Here is a 16,791-nt window from a genome sequence, read left to right on the forward strand (position 1 = left end):
CTTTTTCGAGAGGAGCGGATGCAAGAGCCGCTTGAGGAGTATTCCAGGCACTTCCAAGAAGCCAGGGAAATCGTCGAAGATCTGCTGGAGTCGTCAATTGACCTCGTTTCGCTCGAGACCAATGCAACGACGTATCTCCTCGATGCAGATGTGCGTACCGCCGTTCGCTATCTCACCGGCCCGCCAATTTCAGAGGCTGACCTAAAGACAGTTGCCGAGGTCCGGCTCTCGGCGACCGCATTTCGCAATGACCCGGAGGCGTCAACCCGCGCGATAGACATCATCCGGCTTGGATTGGATAGCAATCGGTTTCCATGGGTCTCTGAGGGTCGAGAGCCGACAGAAGCAGAACGGGCAGCCGCGGTCATATCTACCTCAGCGCTCATGGCTGCACGCAAAGTGCTCACCGCGCGAGCCAATGAGTCCAAGGGTGCTCAGGAACAGATGGTAAAAGACGCACTGCTCGCCGCGAAATTCACGGAGGTCCACACCCGCCGAATTCCAACCTTGGTCCAGGCTCCGAACCGCGGGGAGTTTTGCGGCGAGTCCGAGTTCGGCTCCCGTAAGGCGGACATCATCGTGCGCCTTTGGGATGACAGGGTTCTTGCTCTTGAATGCAAGGTCAGTAACTCGAGTACCAATTCCGTCAAACGCCTCAATAACGACGCCGCCGCGAAGGCGACGGCTTGGATCAATGAATTCGGAACTCGCCAGGTGGTTCCCGGCGCCATGCTCGGCGGCGTGTTCAAGTTGAAGAATCTCGTGGATGCCCAGGCCGCTGGCCTCTCAATTTGGTGGGCACATGACCTAGAAACGCTTACGGAGTGGATTGAGGGAACTCGCGTGCCATAGCGATAACCACGCTTAGCACTGCTCCACGGGCCTCGAGCATTATCGGGATCTGACCGCGCATAGAGGTGGTCATGACCAACGAAATCTTGCCGCTCGGCTCACCTCTCACGCTCGTACAGGTGGCGCTCATCGAAGCCGCGCTCATCGAATCCCAGGCACCCAACACGCGGCGGACCTATCGCTCGGCGATGCGTGGTTTCGTCGTCTGGTGCCAGGCGAACGGTCAGCCGAGCTTGCCGACTAACCCCGCCGTGTGTGCAGCGTTTCTTGTCGAGCTCGCCGAGTCCAAATCTATGTCCACCATCACGGTTACGGTCGCGGCAATCCGGGACGCCCACCTGTCCGGCGGCCACCGGGACCCAACCGACTCGCGCGGCGTGAAGACGACAATGGCCGGCTTGCGACGCAGACTCGGGACCGCACCGCTCCATCAGGCGCGGGCCTTCGACGTACCCGAGCTCAAGAGGATCCTCGCGCCCATCGACCGTGAGACCGTTGCCGGCAAGCGGGACGCGGCGCTGATTCTCCTCGCCTTCGCTTCGGCGATGCGCCGGAGTGAGCTGGTGGCCCTGACCCGCGCCGACCTGCACCTCTCGCCCGAGGGCATCCGCATCAGCATCCGTCGCTCGAAAGCCGACCAGGACGGAGCCGGTGCGGTCATCGGCGTGCCGGCTGGGCGTCACGCCGCGACGGATCCGCTGCGCGCGTTGAGGCAGTGGCTCGGTGTCCGCGGTGAGTCCAAAAGTGACCTCGTCTTCGCCAGGGTTAGCCGTACCGGAGTTGTGCTGGCAGGTGGCCTGACGGGGCAAAGCGTCAACGCGATATTGCAGAGCCGGTCGGCCGCGGCGGGGGTTGAGCTGGATGGTTTGTCGGCCCACTCCACGCGCGCATCGCATATCACTCAAGCCTCAAAGGCCGGGGTCCCGATAGAGCAGATCATGAGGACATCGCGCCACGCGAGTGTAGCCGTGGCCCTGGGCTATATCCGTGGGGCCACAGCGATTCAGGACTCTTCGGCCGGCTCGTTGGGGCTCTGAGCAGCGGCCGCGCCGAGGTAGTGGAAGCGGTCCTCTGTGGTGAGCCATGGCTCCTCGCCGGTGAGGGCCACGGGCTGGTCGCCTTCGGGGCCGGGCAAGCTCGCGATGGGCCTCATGGCGGCGAGCTTACTCCGGCTCGGCAACTCGTTCGATGCGGCGAACCGTCGAGGTGACGTGCCAGAAGAACTCAACCTCGGGGTCATCGGAGACCATCGTCCAGCGACCCGAAGCGCCGACATTGCACTCCTCGATGGTGCGGATGGGGCGCGGCCGGTCGTTGAAACTGGCGGGTCGGCCTGGGCCCGGGACGCGCTCGACGGTCATCGCATCCAAGTCGAGGAGGTGCGAGCTTCCCTGGGTCCAAACGCGCCACCTGCCGCCCTCGGTGCCGGTTAGCTTAGTGACCTCTTCAGTGCTGTCCATAGTCGTCTCCTCTGGGCCGACGGCCCTCGCCCTTCTCTATGCGCGGTGCGCGCAAAAAGGCCCGGTAGTTATCGACCACCGGGCCTTGCTCCACCCTCAGTCGTGCAGCGCTTGCCGCCGCTCGCCCTCATCGTCATGACGGGGCAGGCTGGCCCGCAGCGCCTCGAGGTCGGCGCTCAGGCCGGCGAGGAAAGCTTGGATGTGCGCGGTCAAGCTGAGAGGCGCTGCGGGCGTCGCGTCCCCCGAGAAGTCCATCCCGAGGTCAAGCACTCCGTCGTCCTCCGGCTCGTCGGTGGCTTCCAGCCACACGGTCGCCAGCCGGCCGCCCCGGCTCGAAGCAATGGTGGCTTCCAGCCCGAGGAGTTCGGCCTGCTGGGCGACTACGGCGTGCAAGCAGGCGAGGGCGTCGTCGCCCCAGGTAGCGTCCTCAGCCGCCGGCATGGTGGGGAATTCCCAGGGCCGGCACGGCTTGCCGAGAGTCTCATCCCCGGCGTGCACGGCGAGCGAAACGGCGCGACGAAACGCGTGTGCTCTTGGCGGCCGTCGAGGTGCTATTTCGCTCCGATACAGCTCTCACGGTCGTGGCAGTGGCGGTAGTAGCTGGGGCGAGCCGAGCGATCCCTACAAGGCGCAGCTCTCCAACATTATGTGCGATTCCCGGGCGGTTGGGATTGCCGGAGCGTGGTCGTTTCGGCCATTGGTTGGACAGCTTCGCGAGATTGTGAACGGGATGCGATTGACCGAAGGGCTGCACCCGAAACGCGGTGAGTGCTCCGTCGCCGCGGTGTTCCGTGGGGTGGTTGTCGGCCAGCCGCTGGCTTGCTCAGACGACGGGTATGAGGAGTCATCGACGCGAATTTGGGCCTCGTTCTTGCGGTGAAAGCACGCGGATGTACTGGAAAATGACACCTCAACGGCATCGAAATAAACCCATCAGTATTCGACGAATTTCACGCGATTTTGAGATTCAAAATGACCCCATTACCGCCCATCCTGCGACGGCCCAAGCTTGCACTCCACCCTGATGCTTTTTGGCGCTGCCGCGAAGCGACTCTTCGAATTCGGGTCCCCGTCGGTGGCATTTTGCGAGGAGGCCGCAGGTCTGGGTCCTCAATCTTGGGCTCCGGGCCAGGCACAGCATGATGGCTGCAAACCCGTGTCCGATCCTGGATTTGGCCCTCGCGCCCACTTGGCCGAGGTGAGTGTCCAGGTGGCTGACGGGTCCCTGCCGTTGCGGAGGCGTTCGTCGCGGGCGTATCGGAGAGGGCTCCCAGATCTCTATCCGGCCGTTCCGCACGCAACGTGGTGCATCGCGGAATAGAGGTCGGGGGTGGTGCCCGGGAGGCAAAGCTTGACCTAGCCAAGGCCCGAGTGGATCTCATCGGCCTGTAGATCGAGGAGCCAATGTATTCCGACTTGTGTGCGGCGGCGAAACTCAACAAGCGCTCGTGCATCCACTCGACCCCGGGCACCGATTGCATCGGCAACCTCCGGAGGCTTCAGGCCTTCGCACAGCCCGACGGCCCACCTAATTGCAGCGAGCGGGACTGGTGCCCGCGGCGCTGGGACACTCTTCATATGGGATATTTCTTGCCTCTTGAAGTCACTTTCGATAGCGGCTACCGCCGGCAACGAGAGCGGAGGACCGGAGGCTCCTGTCGCGCTGCGATGCAGGCGTGCTGGGCTTCGATTGCCGGTGTCTCGACGCGTTGCTATAAATGATCGGTGTGTCCTCGGGGGAAGCTGTGGTGGTGGTGCAGGGTGAAGGCTACCGGCGAGGGTTCCGCCAGCCTGGTGGAGCTGGAGGCCCCGGGCCCGTGGACGTGGGAGACGCCGCCGCGTTCGATGACGGCTGTAGCCGCGGCGACGGCGGCTGCGTCTCCTTCTTGGCCCTCGACGTCGATCAGGAGGTGAACGGAGTCGTCCTTCCGGCCGGGCTTTCGACCACGCCGGTTCGGCCCGTCTCTGGCCTAAAGGACATCGGTGAGTGCGGCGGCCGGGCTGGCCCTGCCAACTGCAGCGAGGGCCCGGCCAGGTCGTCGGTCAAGACCTGTTCCAGGTCGAATACGGCGTGGGTCGAACTATTCGCGCAGAGGACGACTTCGGCGTTGGGGTTGGAGCGGCGATGCTGCGCGAGGCGCAAATGCCGAACATTTGGTGTCCTCTCGGCGAGGGCCGGGCTTGGGCGGCCGACAACAAATCGACCGCCCGAAGGTGCTACTTGGAAGCGGCCGTTGAGATTCCCTGCACGCGAGACGCCTTGACATGAGCGTCCAGGGCATCCCAGCTGCCGGCGCGTGCGAAAGAGTCCAGGTGATACATCGGCATATCCTCGAACGACTCGGTGACTGGGTCATCATCGCGGCGGCCGGTGAGCTTCAGCCACGTGTCCATAGGGATGACAAGGCACTGGACCTTAGCCCCGGCGATGCCAACGAGGCGCAGCGTGGCACCGGAGGTGGACTTGATGGCGACGTCGGCGAGGGCGGCCTTAAGAGTCTGCTCGGTCCACCCGGCGTGCGGGTCGATTGAGCGTAGAGCTTTGGCAGAGGTCGCCGGGATGAAGGCCATGGCGGGCTCGCCAGCAACCAAGGTCTTCACAGCGACTTCCGGTGCAGACAGCTTCATCTGCTGCACCGCCATCGGTAGGGGTTCGCTACCGACCATACGGGCGTCACCGGTGATGAGCATTGTTGCGAGCTTCTCAATCGCTGAAGCCTGCGGGCTCACATGGGCGAGGTGCGACTGGTGGTGCGACACCGCCGCTGCCACGAATACCTGCTGTGCCACGTTGAGGAACGGCAGGTCAGGGATGCCGAGAATGCCAAGGCCCGGCGTGGCGTCCTCGACGAACTCCGCGAACAGCTCAACGCCCACGAGGAGATGCCCGACCAGCTTGGCCGTGCGCGGGGTGAGGACTCCGGCTTCGTGAATCAGGAGTAGGTCCGACGCATGGTTGTCTCGGCGTTGGCGAAGCTCCTTTACCCAGTCCTTGAAGCCCGGCTTCCAAGGCTCACCAGACGTATCGATTTGTTTTGCGCACCACGAGATGAAGGCGGCGCTGACCATCTGAGGGTACCCGCCGAGTCCAACCGAGTCCAGCAGGCTGTCGGTATTGTCGGAGAGGTTCGAGTGGTCGCCCTTGAAGCGAATGATGAGCTGCCGTTCCAGAGCTGAAGCGTTCACCAGTGGTATTTCGCCTGCCATAACAAAGTGCGGCTGTGAACGGTCGCCGGGCGCCGAGACGACGTCGTTGGTGTTGCGGTCAACTTTGAGGCGTGAGGGACGGGGGTCGCCGTAGCCGACCCGGATGGCTGTGTCCAGGGCGTTGGTGATTGAGTCGAATTGGTTGCCAAGAAGGCGCTTGTAGTCGTCCAGGATGTACGGAGCATTGCAGATTCCTCTGCCTGCGTCGGGCAGCGATTTTGGCGTTGAAGCAACTGAGAACATGGGTTTCCGTACGAATTCGGGTGAGACAAACGCACCGGCTGCAAGCATTGCCGCGGACTTGCCCGACCCCTGCGGGCCAATGAAGGCGTACCCACCCTTGGGATCCAGCCCCGCGAAAGCAGCGAACGTATGACCGAGGATGGCGAACGAGACTTCGGGCCGTTTGAATGACCGCAGCAGCTCGAAAGTTTTGGTCAGGGCCGTTCGCAACTCGGGTCTCATCTTGGGGAGTGCCCCCGAGAAATCGAAGGGCTGGTGCTCTTCCCCGACGTGAGCGCGCGTCCAATTGTCCTCGCCGAACTGACTGATTCCGCCGCCGACGTGAGCGTAGACCGCAAAGTGACTATTAGGAGCGGTCGTCCAGCCGACGTGCGTGATTTCGGTCGCGTACTTTCGACGGTCGGCAGCGTGGTCGCGGATAGCCGCTTCTATGAGCTGGTCGACTCGGTTGACCTCAGGGTTAGGGGTGACCGTCGTGCCGATGACACCGGCGCGGTTGAGCAGCAGCCGGACGTTGCAGAGTTCCCGGTCGGGAACGTCAGTGATCGAGACTGTGACGAATCGCTCTTGCTTTGGATCCGTCATCACGATGTCCAGATCATGGGCGAGGAGAATCTTCTTGCGCAGAATGTCGTTGAGCGGGTCGTGGATTTCGACGGTTCGAGTGATTGTGATTGCTGCCTCCAGGAGGACTTCGACGCCGGTGACCCTTCCCGTCTCGATGTCCTTCTGCTCGCGGATGATGCGGCCACCTTCGACATCGACTCGTGCGGTGACGGCGGTGCCGCCGGTGCGCTTGGGCTTGGCGGGCATGCGCCCGAGTTTGGCCTTCGTCTTCCCGTTGGCGAGGATGAGCGCCAGACTCGAGCGGACCAGGTCATCCCCACCGGCAATGCGGCTGGCGAGGTAGTCATCGACGCCTGAGGATGTGGGCGCCGCAGCGAAGGTGACCATCGCTGCACCGTCAAGTTCCATGACCTCGGCCAACCGGTCGGCGGCGAGCCGGACGTTGTAGTTTGTGGCGGCATCACCGTCAAAGAGAACGACGACTTCGGGGCCATGGAGCTTTTCGGTGACGGCGAGCTTGGTCGCCGTTGCAGTCGTGACGATGTGGGTGAACACAGCGGAGGGGTCGGCAAGCTTGGCGAGCGTCAGCTCCGGAAGTGGGACTCCGTTATGAGACCACCCGTTGCAGCCCTGGACCCCGATGACGAGCCAATCTGGGGCAGCCCAGGCCGCGACCGCGAGCGCCTGCTTCGTGCCCTCGACAATCACGATGCGCGTGGCCTTGCCGATGAGGTGTTTGCGGGACGGGTGGATGGATAGAGCCTGGACGCCTGCTTCCTGGATGTACTTGCTATCGGAGTCTGCCGGTTTGGTGTCGGGCTTCACCTGGTAAACGATTGTGCCGGTCGGACCCTCGTGGCGGAATAGTATGCCGGGGCCGTACTTCCCTGCCCAGGCGATGCTCTCTGGCAGGTCATCGGCACCGGTGTAGGAACGGACACCGGCCTCAAGGGCGAACGGTGAAGGTATTGCCTGACGGTCGGCCAGGTAGGTCGTATGGGCAACATTGAGGGCAACAGCTGGGGTGGTCGGTATTGCGTTCAAAATGTGGGTCCTAATCACGGGGGAGCCGGATTCCGGCTGCTTTGGACTAGGGAGAAGGCCTCCCTAATTGGAGTGCCGTATGTGGGTGCCGTTGATGCTGGCGGTTCAGTGTGTTGTTGATCTCGTTCTGCTCGTAGACAAGAGGCGCAGGCGCGGCAAACAGGCAGAGTTGTCGGAATCCCCGTTTTGGGACCCTCAGTTCTGCTGCCGGAATTCATGGCTCCCCGCTGAAGGGGTGTCGAGCCCTGCCTGACGCGAACTAGTTCGCCTCACCTATTCCCCTGCGGCGGGTACTAGGCCCTACCTGAGTGCTAGCCGGGAATAACTCGACTGGACGATGGAGCCAGTGTGGCTTGGCGCCTCAGCCAGGAAAGTGGAGCAAGTAGAGGCGTCCTTTACCGTTTTCTTTACCGCTCGCTATCGCACTAGGAAAGAGATGTAAGGGGTAAGGGAAGGCGAGTAGAGGAGTGAAGGTGAAACAGTCAGGAAGGAAGTGACAGAGACATGTTGAAAATGGATTCAGTGAACATGTGCCTAATCACTCATGGGGCTGTTTGCCCGGTACTTCTTTGCCAAATCTGCGAACACCCCTGAACCCCAGTCACACGGCGAAAATCGCCGGTGGAGCTCCGGTAAAGGTCCTTGCTGCGTTCTTTACCTAGTCAAAGCTGCGGGCCGATCCCGAGGGCCCTGACTTCGACGTTGGTCCGCAGATGAAGCGCAGCAGCGTTCAGACAGTCACTGCTCGTCGGGGCTCCTGCATCTGAGCTTCGAGACTGAGGTACGGCATGCCCAAACATCCCAAATTCAATCCCGCAGAGCCGCCCACGGGTTCCCGCGTCGGTCAGGAATCTGGTACGCAGTATTGGGAACTTCATCGCGATTTGCTAGCAGTTGGCGAAGGCTCAAGTCGATGTTGCTAAAGAGACCCAGGCGGCGATGGTCCGACTCGTGGAACTCACTGAAGCCAACATTGGCCTTGCTCGCCAATCGGTGCAGGCCTCTGCGGAATCGGATCGATTTTCTCGTCGGATGGCTTGGAGCTCTGCGGGAATTGCTTTGGTCTCGATCCTTGTTGCAGGGGCATCCTTGGCCGTGGCCATTACGAAGTAGTCCCGGAGGTCCGTTGTGGAGCCGGACCAACTGGACTCCTGCGCTCGTGCGTTTGTTGAGAGTTATCCGACTTTCGTAAGCGCGATGAAGATGGTAGTCGTGGACGTGTTGTTGTTGCACGTCTGGAACATCAGCTCGCGGTCAACGGGGAGAACTGAGGTGTTCTGCGTGGTCGCATTGACGGTGAGGACCACGCCGTCAACCCGCCAGAGACCGGCGTGCAGGCCAGTGAGGGTGACCGTGGCTCCGGCTGTTGTCGGGAAGGCGTTGCCGCCGCAGAACCAGTGCTCGACGATGACCGGCACTTTGTATTGGGCGGTGAGGTCTACTGCGCCCTTGCAGGCGTCGATCTCGGGTTGCCCGCCTGCTGTCCATACGTCCCAGATCGTCTGGGCGACCTTGGTTCCACCGGAGGGAGCCGCCGCTGCGGTCGGACCGGGGCCGACAATGGTGGAGGGCACAGGTGACGCGGCGGCAGCAGCAACAGCGGATGCCGCCTTCGCAGCTTTTGTCGCCGCTGCCTTGGCGGCTGCCGCCTGGGTGGCGGCTAGCTTGGCGGAGGCCGCGGCGGCTTGTTTGGCGGTTTCGTCCTGCCAGGCGAGCACGGCGGCGGTGACCGCTTCTGTGGGGGTCGCGAGGTCAACGGTCACGCCAACGGGGTGCAGCTGTCCCAGCGAGGCAGTCGCAGCCTCGTAGGCTGCGGGGCTGTCCTTCGGGGTGGAGAGAATTAGAGTGAGGGCACTCCCACCAGCGGCCAGTTCCCGTTTGGCACCGACCACAAGAGGTTCAGCTAAGGCCACGGCGGCGCTGAGGGCGTCGGGAGCTTCGGGGCGCAGGACTGTACCGGCGCTGCTGGCCAGGCTGCCTGTCGCGGTCGTGCGGTCCGCCCGGGCCTCGGTCACCTGGGTGACGGCGGTGGTGCGCGCCGCGAGCACGGTGCTGAGGGCCTCGGAGTACGCTGACTCGGCGGTTTGCATTTGGGCGGTGGAGGCGGTGGCTGCGGTGTCCGTTGCCCAAATGCCTGCGAGGAGGGCCACGATGAGGGCCCCGCCGACGATGGGGAACCGGCGGCGCAACTGCAGTGGTGCGTGCATCTGAGGCTTTCTTCATGCCGGCTCGTGAAGCCTTCGAGGAAGGCTGCCCCGGCCAGAGTCGAATCTGACTGGAGCAGCCATACAGTCCCGGACCCCCCCCCGGAATCCCCACTGTCCGTCGAGATTTGAGTCTCACCGGAACTTGTACGAGCGTACAACACTTTGTGGCGTGGACTTTCGAGGGTGATGGCTAATGTGGAAGATAGCTACACGCGGATTTTCCCTTCGGCGCCTGTCGTCGTTCAGGGCTCCGGCAATAGGCCGCGTCGTGCTGAGGCTCGGGAAGCGCAGGAGGCACGGTGGCTCGAAATGATTCCCGGTCGGCGGCGATGCGGGACCGGATCCTGGCTGCCGCGGCAATTGATTTCGCCGACCGCGGTTATGCGGGCACCTCGATTGGCCTCATCGCTGAGAAGGCAGCAACCGGAAAGGGGCAGGTTCAATATCACTTCGCCGCCAAGGCCGATATTGCACTCGAACTCGTGCGCGCTTCGTTTTCGCGTCCGCCGTTCGCCAACGTGCTCGATGCTCAGGCTGTTCACGGGATGGAGGCCATCGTCGCTTCAATCCGAGGAGTCGCTGGTGCCTTTCGGGATGACGTCCGCGTTCGAGCCGCAGTGCGCCTAGTCCGGGAGTATCACCTCATCCCGGTCGCCTTGCCGACTCCGTACCTCGGCTGGGTCGCGCGAATCGGGATGCTGCTCCGTGAGGCGGAGGCGGCCGGAGAGATACCGACCGGGCTTGACCATGACCTCGAGGCTTGGCATCTCGTGGCCTACTTTTCCGGTGTGCAGGAGGTCTCCAATCGACTCGCCGACCGCGAGGACCTCCCCGAGCGAATTGAAGAAATGCTCGCACGCGCCCTCCCCGCGCTTGGCGTGGTGTATCCAAAACGCTTCCTCTAGCTCCCTTGTTGTACGGTCGTACAGTATGCTGAGTCCCCAAAAGGGGCTTGCAATGGGGGATTCGATTTTCAGCGAGTTTGAGCGCGCGAGCGGTCCTGAACGTATGGTGCAGGAGCTGCGAGTTCATCTCTCTGCCTTCCCGAAGGCCGCTCGCATCGGCCTCGCCGCCCTGCTCATCACCGGTGCCACCGCCGGCGGATTCGGCGTCGTCACCGCAGCCAACGCGGCCACGCACGCCAACGCAGTCACGGCTAACCTCGAAGCTGTCACCGCCCTGGCCGCCGCCCGCACCCTGGACGCCACCGCCAGCAAGACGCTGGTGGACGACCTGGTTGCCGGCGCGACCCTGAGCACCAAGGTGACCGCCCTGGTGGGGGCCGCAGCCGGCCTCGCCGACCCAGGCGCCCTGGCGGCGCTGGAAGCAGCGCGCAAGAGCCTGGTTGACACGGTAGCGAGCATCGCCGCCGACCGTCACCTCGACCTGGCGACCGGCCTCTCCCTCACGAACGCCATCGCGGCCACAACCGTACCTGGTGTCTCAGCGAAAGCAGAGACCGACACGATCACCGCGGCCACGGCAACCATCGCCAAGCTCACCACCGACGCCGCCGGTTCCGCCAAGGGCAACGCACACCTGGCTGCAACCGTTGACAAGGTCACCAAGGCCGTCACCGCCGCGTTCATCCCTGTTGTCAACTCGGTCCCGGCATCCGGCCAGGCCCGCCTGGACGCCACCCCGTCGGCCGGCGCGCCCGAACGCGACGCCTTGACCGCAGCCATCGCCGCGGTGAAGGACGACGGCACCGTCCTCGACACCCTCTGGACCTACACGCAGGCGGGCATCGCAGCCAAGACGTCACACGACGCCGTCGAAGCCCAGAAGGCCGCCGAAGCCGCGGCAGCTCAGGCCGCAGCCAATGCCGCCACGAAGGCCAGTTCCTCATCCGGCAGCAGCTCCAAGTCGAGCAGCAGCTCCAAGTCGTCCAGCGGCAGTGGTTCCTCCTCATCCAGCGGTGGCAGCTCATCCAGCGGCGGTTCGTCCTCCACGGGTGGTTCGTCCTCCTCGGGTGGTTCGTCGTCCGGCGTTGGCTCTCCCTCTCCTTGGCGTGCAATTCAGATTCACAGCAATTCGGGCACTTGCAACGGGGCTGGCGGGAGCCAGTCAGTCGGCTACGGCAGCACCCTCAACATCCCGGTTGGTGCCATCAACGTCAGCACCTACGAGGTCTCGGGCTACGGCTGGGGGGCCTCCTGGTCGTGCGACACGGGCTGGTAGGCAGTCTCTCCCAGTCGAAGTGCCGGCCCGCCTTGGCAAAATCCGTTCTGGCATCGCCGGTCTCAGGAGGCTCACCATGGCTCGACTCGTTGCGCTGCCTGGCCGCGTCACCAGCCTGAGCGCGCCGGGCGCAGTCCGATAGATGAACCCAGAACAGGTCGTCTCCGTGTGTCTGCGGCTCTCGGTCAGCCTCGAAGGTGTGGACTTAGCTTCGTTAAGCTCAAGCTCGAGGGACGGTCGCTGCCAGTACGTATTGCGCGATTCCCTCGGTCATTCCAAGTATCACTAGCCCTATGTGCGGCTGACCGAACTCGTGCTCGTGGAAGCGGGGTATGTCGCGAAGAGTCATCACCTCATCGATGTAGTTCCGCAGCAACCTCACGGCGGCGGGCAAATCAGGATTCACGAGGCTATCCAGTCGCTGCTGGACGACCTTAATCGCAGCCAGAGCCAGCTGGCAGAAGACGACCAAGTCGGGATCTTCGGTTAGCGCGACAACTTCATTGCGCACTGCAGCCTTGAAGGTTGATTTCGCAACGCCATCTCGCCGGAGTCTGAGTTCGATGACAGTGTCTATGCGCTCCCCTCCGCCGTCAGCTACCAGAGCGGATTTCCCGAATGACGTAACCAGACCGCGAGATCCGTGCACAACGGCGTTTCGGAGGGAATAGATCACGCGATATGCAAGGGATCCGTCGAAGACTTCGTTGAAGATGCGCTTGGCTTCTTGCTCTTCGTGGCTCTCCTTACCGTACCGGCGCCGAATGGCGGCCAGAACATGTTCCTCATGCATCCGGATCGCTGCGCTGACAGCGACCACACGGTACTGCAGGTGGGTGGGCCACGTCTCGGCTCGGATCCGGAGTGACTCGTCCGCGGCCATCGCGTGAAGCCGCGTCATGAGGTCATCGAGATCGCTGTGCGCGACCTTTGCGAACCCGGCTACTCCGCGAATCGCTTCGTACACCGTCGAAATTGCACTACCAACCGCCGAGTACTCGTCAGCGGTGAGTTCCCTAACGATATTCCAGGTAATGCTTTTGGGGCCGGTCCGCTCGTACCGGTAGAGGTAGTGTCGCAAGTCGGTCATCAGACGACACTATCGTTGCCCAGACATCATCGTGGGGCAGCTGGCCGTTGCAGCAATCGGGGCCGTTCCACCCCAGAGTTGGTCCTTTTTTTACTCGCTTCAGGTGTGGCACCCCGAGCCCGTGCTCGACGCGTGGGACAAACTGTTCAGAGAAATTCGGATTGCAATGCTCCGAGCATCTCACCCCGCGCCGTTCCAACTTGCTAGGTTCGACCGGGACAATGACGTGCGGAAAGTCTGGCGACAGACCCTTTGGGGAAGATGGGTCGAGACCCGAGGGACACGGACAAGGTCCATCCACGAATATATGAAAGAGTCGCGCAACGGGCTCTACAACTCCAAGGCCAGGTTCGCGACGACTATCACGAGAACTGCGTTGAGCCCGAATACACCGCAAGAATCTCTCGCCAAGGGCATGAACGAACTGATGGTTCCAAGCTGTGGGGTACGGTCAGGCTATGGCGACAGCGCTCTTCATCTCGACGGACACAGCTGATCAGGGTCGACGCACCCGAGAACTGATCAGTTCAATGAAGAATGTCGAAATCGCGGACTGTTTCAGCCCGGCCGACGTGAGAGAAGCGCTCATGCGCAAGACTTTCGTGACCATCCTCGACGGTCATGGTTCGACGTCCGCTCCCTGGCGTTTCCGCTGCGGCCCCGGCCGTGCACCATGGTGGACCCCCTCTGAGCTACTGGATGGATCCGAGCTCGGAGCGGCGCGCCTGTTGGTCATTGCCTGTGATGGGTCGTGGGACCCCAAATCCCGAGTCGCCCCCGGGAACGCGATTGAGGGGTGGGTCGCAGTTCCACGAACGCGGTCCGAGGTCATCGTTACTCAAGGAAAGATTTCTTACAAAGCGACCCGGCGCTTGTACAGACAGCTTGTCACTGAGGATCCCGTCTGCGACTTCAATCGCGCCGTTCAGAGAGCTGCAGAGAATGCTGGATACTCATTGCGCCCAGAAGAGGGAAGCATCAAGTTTTGTCCAATTCCGGAAGACCCTGATCGCTCTCAGGACGCGGTAACAGAGATAGATTAGTCCGCCCCGCCCCGCCCCGCCTCCGCCCGAGCGACGCTTCGTGCGTCGGCGTCCGGACCCTCGTCGCCTCCTTCCAATACGGCACGGAGGCCCGCTGGTTCAGCGATGGCCCAATGATGGTGAGTCCGGCATTCATAAAGTCATTGACGGCGGCCCTAGGGTTTCGTCTCGATGCGACCATCTTCCTGGTGCTCACAGGCCAGGGTCACAACAGGCGCTCGGAGCTTCTCGACCAAATGCCAACCGCCCGTTCAAAGGAAAGCAGGAATCCGTCGGCTTCCACCATCCGCTGAATGCAACGGCCCTATTTTTGCCCGTTCCTGCCTTCGTCAGCACGAGCTCTGTTACAGCTGCGCTAACGCTGGCATCTCACGCTCCAGGACTTGAGAAGTGTCATCGTAGCGCTGCCCGGCCGCGTCACCGGCCTGAGTGCGCCGGGCGCCGTCCGCTGGATCAACCCCGAGCACGTCGTCTCGGTGCGGCCCCGGCTCGCGGTCACCCTTGAAGGTTTGGACCTCTTCGTTGAACTCAAGCTCGAGGGACTTCCCCTGTTCGAGACCTGGATCGGAACGTTCGAGAATAAGGAGCTCGCCGACAGCCGCCGGCAGAGCTACCTCGCGGAACTCGCGGCGAGCTGAAGCAGGTACCTAAGAGCCGCAGAGTTTGGTACCGCCCATGCCGTTGGATGTCAGGCAGGCACCGTTGTTGCTACCGAGCCCGATGCCGCCGCCGACGGGGTGACTGCCGCTGGGACCGGAACCACCACTGCTACCGGAACCACTCGAGCTGCTGCCGCCGCTGGAGGAACCGGAGCCAGAGCTGGACGAGGTGTACTTCTTCGCGGCCGCCTGCGCATCGGCGACACGGGCTGCCTCTGCCTCAGCGGCGACTCGCGCGGCCTCGGCCGCAGCGGCCTCAGCGGCGACTCGTGCGGCTTCGATCTCCGCGGCGATGCGCGCTGCTTCCTCGCCCTGGAACGCAGTGAAGTCGGCAGTCAGTGCCGTGTCGCTCGTGTCGAGCGTCGTGGTGGCGCTCTTCTCCGCTGCGGTGAGCGCAACGATCCGTTCCGCCTGGGCGCGCTCGGTGCAGGTGGTGGGGATCACGATCTCCGCCAGGGCTGCGCGTGCCGTGGTTGCGGCGCTGACCAGGTCGGTGCCGCTCGGGCGAGCAGCGACGGCCGCGACCTCGGCAACAGCCGGAACAGCCTCTGTAGCCGCTACGGCTGCGACTGGCGCAACAGCTGCGACACCCGGTCGGGCTGCGTAGGCAGTGCTGGTGCCGCCGTTAGCCGGCAACGTGGTGCTCGTGACGGCCACGAGGGCCGCGTCGGTCGCTGCGAGAGAGGCAGCTGCGAGCTTGGTAGTGTCGGCGCCGTCCTTCAGGGCCACCGTGCACTGGCGTGCGGTCTCTTCGGCGTTGGCGTTGGCCACGCTCACGGAGGTGACGGTGATGCCCGCAGCGACGAGCACAGCGGCGGCGATGATGGCGATGAGCTTCTTGCGCGGCTTCAGGGCCTTGAGCGCGCGGGCCTTGAGCGTGGGTGCTCCGCCTTTAGGTGCACCGGCGTCCGGGGCACTGGTGGTGATCTTGTCGGTCATGGTCTTCAGACCCCTTTCTGAGTTGTCGTGCTGGATGGATGGTGGGTGTGCAGGTGCTCACTGACGTTCATGCGCGATAGAGCGCCGGCAGTCCTTACTGTCGGCTATGCACCGAAGCCGGGACAGGTGGTCCAGAGACCGGTCTTGTTGTCCTGCGCGTCGGCCTGGACGTTCTTGAGGATGCCCTCGTTGTTAGGGATGTACGCGAAGCCCGCGCGGATGAGGTCTTGGTAGTACTGGTCGCTGTCGAAGTTCCCGGCAAGAACATAGGCGTTTTCCGGGTTCGTGGTGAAGTACTGAGTAACGAAGGCGAGTGTTTCGTCGTAACCGCAGGCGCCCTGCGCGGGGGTGATCAGGCCAGAGTCAGCGCGGATCTGGATGGTGAGTTCGCCAGAGAGCTTGTTCTTCTTCTGCTCGAAGGCGTTGGGCCCGACGACGAAGGACCGAGGGCTGAGGACCTTGATCACGGTGACGCCGATCTGACCCTTGGTGGCCCGTTCGGTAAAGTCACCGTGCGCACTGTTGGGTGCCGGTTGTCCAGCCGTTGCGGTCGGTGAAGTGGTGGCCTCAGTGCTCGGCGCGGCTGCGGAACAGCCCGTGAGCAGGACGGTTGCAAGGGCTACGACGATGGCGATGCGTGCTGTCTGTGCAATGTGCATGGTGATCTACCGATTTTCTTTCTGATATGTGAACTTGGGCGTTCCCCAGTCAAGCATTATTGCGAATCTCGTAGGACGCAGCGGTGCTGCTTGTGGTGTGAGCTGCTCGCGTCACCGTATCGGTCCGCCACAGGTCAATAAGGCAGCGCAACTCATGGCTTGTGCCTCGTACGGGGTGGGCACATGGAAGGCGATTCAATCGGCGTTCTGCTGGTGCCAGGAATCGTCGTACAGGCGGAGGCAGGCGAGCTCGACAACCACGAAAACCGCGGTGAGAAGCCACGCCACGGGACCGTTGACCTCGGGGAGGCTCCGTCTGGAGACCAGGGCCGCAGTCAGCACGACGCTGCCGAGCCGATGAGTCTGTCTGGCGGTGCCCGCGGCAGCGGAAATGCGAGGGGTGTCCTATCTCCACCCCCGGACGGCGGGAATGTCCAATCCACAACGCTGGGATCCAAACACCCGGTGACAGTCACCCCGGCGACCTATGGCGCCACAGCCGGCCCGGCATCGGTCATGAAGAACTTTTTCCCAGTCGCCGACCGCAACAAACCGACGTAGCAGGTGCCGGCGTCGTTGGTCCCGATGACCATTTCCGTGGACGGCTGAATCAGGGCCGCGCCCAAGCACGCCGCCTAGC

The 16,791-nt window shown here is 63.0% G+C and carries 14 protein-coding genes; 6 read left to right on the forward strand and 8 right to left on the reverse strand.

Annotated features, from left to right (window positions below; all coding sequences use genetic code 11):
* The first annotated feature begins 18 nt into the window (after window positions 1-18).
* Complete coding sequence (locus RCH22_RS05680) at window positions 19-852, forward strand: XamI family restriction endonuclease (RefSeq protein WP_327013118.1); 834 nt, start codon at window positions 19-21, stop codon at window positions 850-852.
* Between the two features lie 71 nt (window positions 853-923).
* Entirely contained in the window at window positions 924-1,889 is a 966-nt protein-coding gene (locus RCH22_RS05685) for a site-specific integrase (RefSeq protein WP_327013119.1), read from the forward strand.
* On the opposite strand, the gene RCH22_RS05690 is transcribed toward RCH22_RS05685, so the two are convergent.
* The 5 genes from RCH22_RS05690 to RCH22_RS05710 form a co-directional block, all read right to left on the reverse strand.
* The gene (locus tag RCH22_RS05690) at window positions 1,856-2,005 is read right to left on the reverse strand and encodes a hypothetical protein (RefSeq protein WP_327013120.1); all 150 of its coding nucleotides are present in this window, start codon (window positions 2,003-2,005) and stop codon (window positions 1,856-1,858) included. The genes RCH22_RS05685 and RCH22_RS05690 overlap by 34 nt on opposite strands.
* Before the next feature lie 10 nt (window positions 2,006-2,015).
* Window positions 2,016-2,312 carry a hypothetical protein gene (locus RCH22_RS05695; protein ID WP_327013121.1) on the reverse strand — a complete coding sequence of 99 codons (297 nt, stop codon included), beginning with the start codon at window positions 2,310-2,312 and terminating at the stop codon, window positions 2,016-2,018.
* Window positions 2,313-2,408: 96 nt separating this feature from the next.
* Window positions 2,409-2,705: a hypothetical protein gene (locus RCH22_RS05700; protein WP_327013122.1), complete on the reverse strand. Its 297-nt coding sequence runs from the start codon at window positions 2,703-2,705 to the stop codon at window positions 2,409-2,411.
* A gap of 1,824 nt (window positions 2,706-4,529) precedes the next feature.
* Window positions 4,530-7,373: a hypothetical protein gene (locus tag RCH22_RS05705; protein WP_327013123.1), complete on the reverse strand. Its 2,844-nt coding sequence runs from the start codon at window positions 7,371-7,373 to the stop codon at window positions 4,530-4,532.
* A gap of 1,175 nt (window positions 7,374-8,548) precedes the next feature.
* Window positions 8,549-9,580: a hypothetical protein gene (locus RCH22_RS05710; RefSeq protein WP_327013124.1), complete on the reverse strand. Its 1,032-nt coding sequence runs from the start codon at window positions 9,578-9,580 to the stop codon at window positions 8,549-8,551.
* Window positions 9,581-9,909: 329 nt separating this feature from the next.
* Between RCH22_RS05710 and RCH22_RS05715 the strand changes: the two genes are divergently transcribed.
* Window positions 9,910-10,485, forward strand: coding sequence for a TetR/AcrR family transcriptional regulator (locus RCH22_RS05715; RefSeq protein ID WP_327013125.1), 576 nt, complete (start codon window positions 9,910-9,912; stop codon window positions 10,483-10,485).
* Between the two features lie 52 nt (window positions 10,486-10,537).
* A complete protein-coding gene (locus RCH22_RS05720; protein WP_327013126.1) occupies window positions 10,538-11,761 on the forward strand; it encodes a hypothetical protein in 1,224 nt (407 codons plus the stop codon).
* 220 nt (window positions 11,762-11,981) lie between these two features.
* Here the strand turns inward: RCH22_RS05720 and RCH22_RS05725 are convergent, their stop codons facing one another.
* Window positions 11,982-12,851, reverse strand: coding sequence for a hypothetical protein (locus tag RCH22_RS05725; protein ID WP_327013127.1), 870 nt, complete (start codon window positions 12,849-12,851; stop codon window positions 11,982-11,984).
* A 1,426-nt stretch (window positions 12,852-14,277) separates the two neighbouring features.
* On the opposite strand from RCH22_RS05725, the gene RCH22_RS05730 reads away from it, so the two are divergent.
* Window positions 14,278-14,532 carry a hypothetical protein gene (locus tag RCH22_RS05730; RefSeq protein ID WP_327013128.1) on the forward strand — a complete coding sequence of 85 codons (255 nt, stop codon included), beginning with the start codon at window positions 14,278-14,280 and terminating at the stop codon, window positions 14,530-14,532.
* Between the two features lie 9 nt (window positions 14,533-14,541).
* Here RCH22_RS05730 and RCH22_RS05735 read toward each other — a convergent pair whose 3' ends face one another.
* A complete protein-coding gene (locus RCH22_RS05735; protein ID WP_327013129.1) occupies window positions 14,542-15,492 on the reverse strand; it encodes a hypothetical protein in 951 nt (316 codons plus the stop codon).
* Between the two features lie 227 nt (window positions 15,493-15,719).
* On the opposite strand from RCH22_RS05735, the gene RCH22_RS21155 reads away from it, so the two are divergent.
* The gene (locus tag RCH22_RS21155; RefSeq protein WP_369125298.1) at window positions 15,720-16,049 is read left to right on the forward strand and encodes a hypothetical protein; all 330 of its coding nucleotides are present in this window, start codon (window positions 15,720-15,722) and stop codon (window positions 16,047-16,049) included.
* A gap of 297 nt (window positions 16,050-16,346) precedes the next feature.
* Here RCH22_RS21155 and RCH22_RS05745 read toward each other — a convergent pair whose 3' ends face one another.
* On the reverse strand, window positions 16,347-16,493 hold the full coding sequence (locus RCH22_RS05745) for a hypothetical protein (RefSeq protein ID WP_327013131.1): 147 nt from the start codon (window positions 16,491-16,493) through the stop codon (window positions 16,347-16,349).
* Window positions 16,494-16,791: the final 298 nt, after the last annotated feature.

Source organism: Cryobacterium sp. GrIS_2_6 (assembly GCF_035984545.1).
In the GTDB taxonomy this organism is placed as follows: domain Bacteria; phylum Actinomycetota; class Actinomycetes; order Actinomycetales; family Microbacteriaceae; genus Cryobacterium.

Coding starts and splice junctions, on each gene's coding strand:
- RCH22_RS05680 (WP_327013118.1), top strand. CDS start 19: ATGCAAGAGCCGCTTGAGGAGTATTCCAGGCACTTCCAAGAAGCCAGG.
- RCH22_RS05685 (WP_327013119.1), top strand. CDS start 924: ATGACCAACGAAATCTTGCCGCTCGGCTCACCTCTCACGCTCGTACAG.
- RCH22_RS05690 (WP_327013120.1), bottom strand. CDS start 2,005: ATGAGGCCCATCGCGAGCTTGCCCGGCCCCGAAGGCGACCAGCCCGTG.
- RCH22_RS05695 (WP_327013121.1), bottom strand. CDS start 2,312: ATGGACAGCACTGAAGAGGTCACTAAGCTAACCGGCACCGAGGGCGGC.
- RCH22_RS05710 (WP_327013124.1), bottom strand. CDS start 9,580: ATGCACGCACCACTGCAGTTGCGCCGCCGGTTCCCCATCGTCGGCGGG.
- RCH22_RS05715 (WP_327013125.1), top strand. CDS start 9,910: ATGCGGGACCGGATCCTGGCTGCCGCGGCAATTGATTTCGCCGACCGC.
- RCH22_RS05720 (WP_327013126.1), top strand. CDS start 10,538: ATGGGGGATTCGATTTTCAGCGAGTTTGAGCGCGCGAGCGGTCCTGAA.
- RCH22_RS05725 (WP_327013127.1), bottom strand. CDS start 12,851: ATGACCGACTTGCGACACTACCTCTACCGGTACGAGCGGACCGGCCCC.
- RCH22_RS05735 (WP_327013129.1), bottom strand. CDS start 15,492: ATGACCGACAAGATCACCACCAGTGCCCCGGACGCCGGTGCACCTAAA.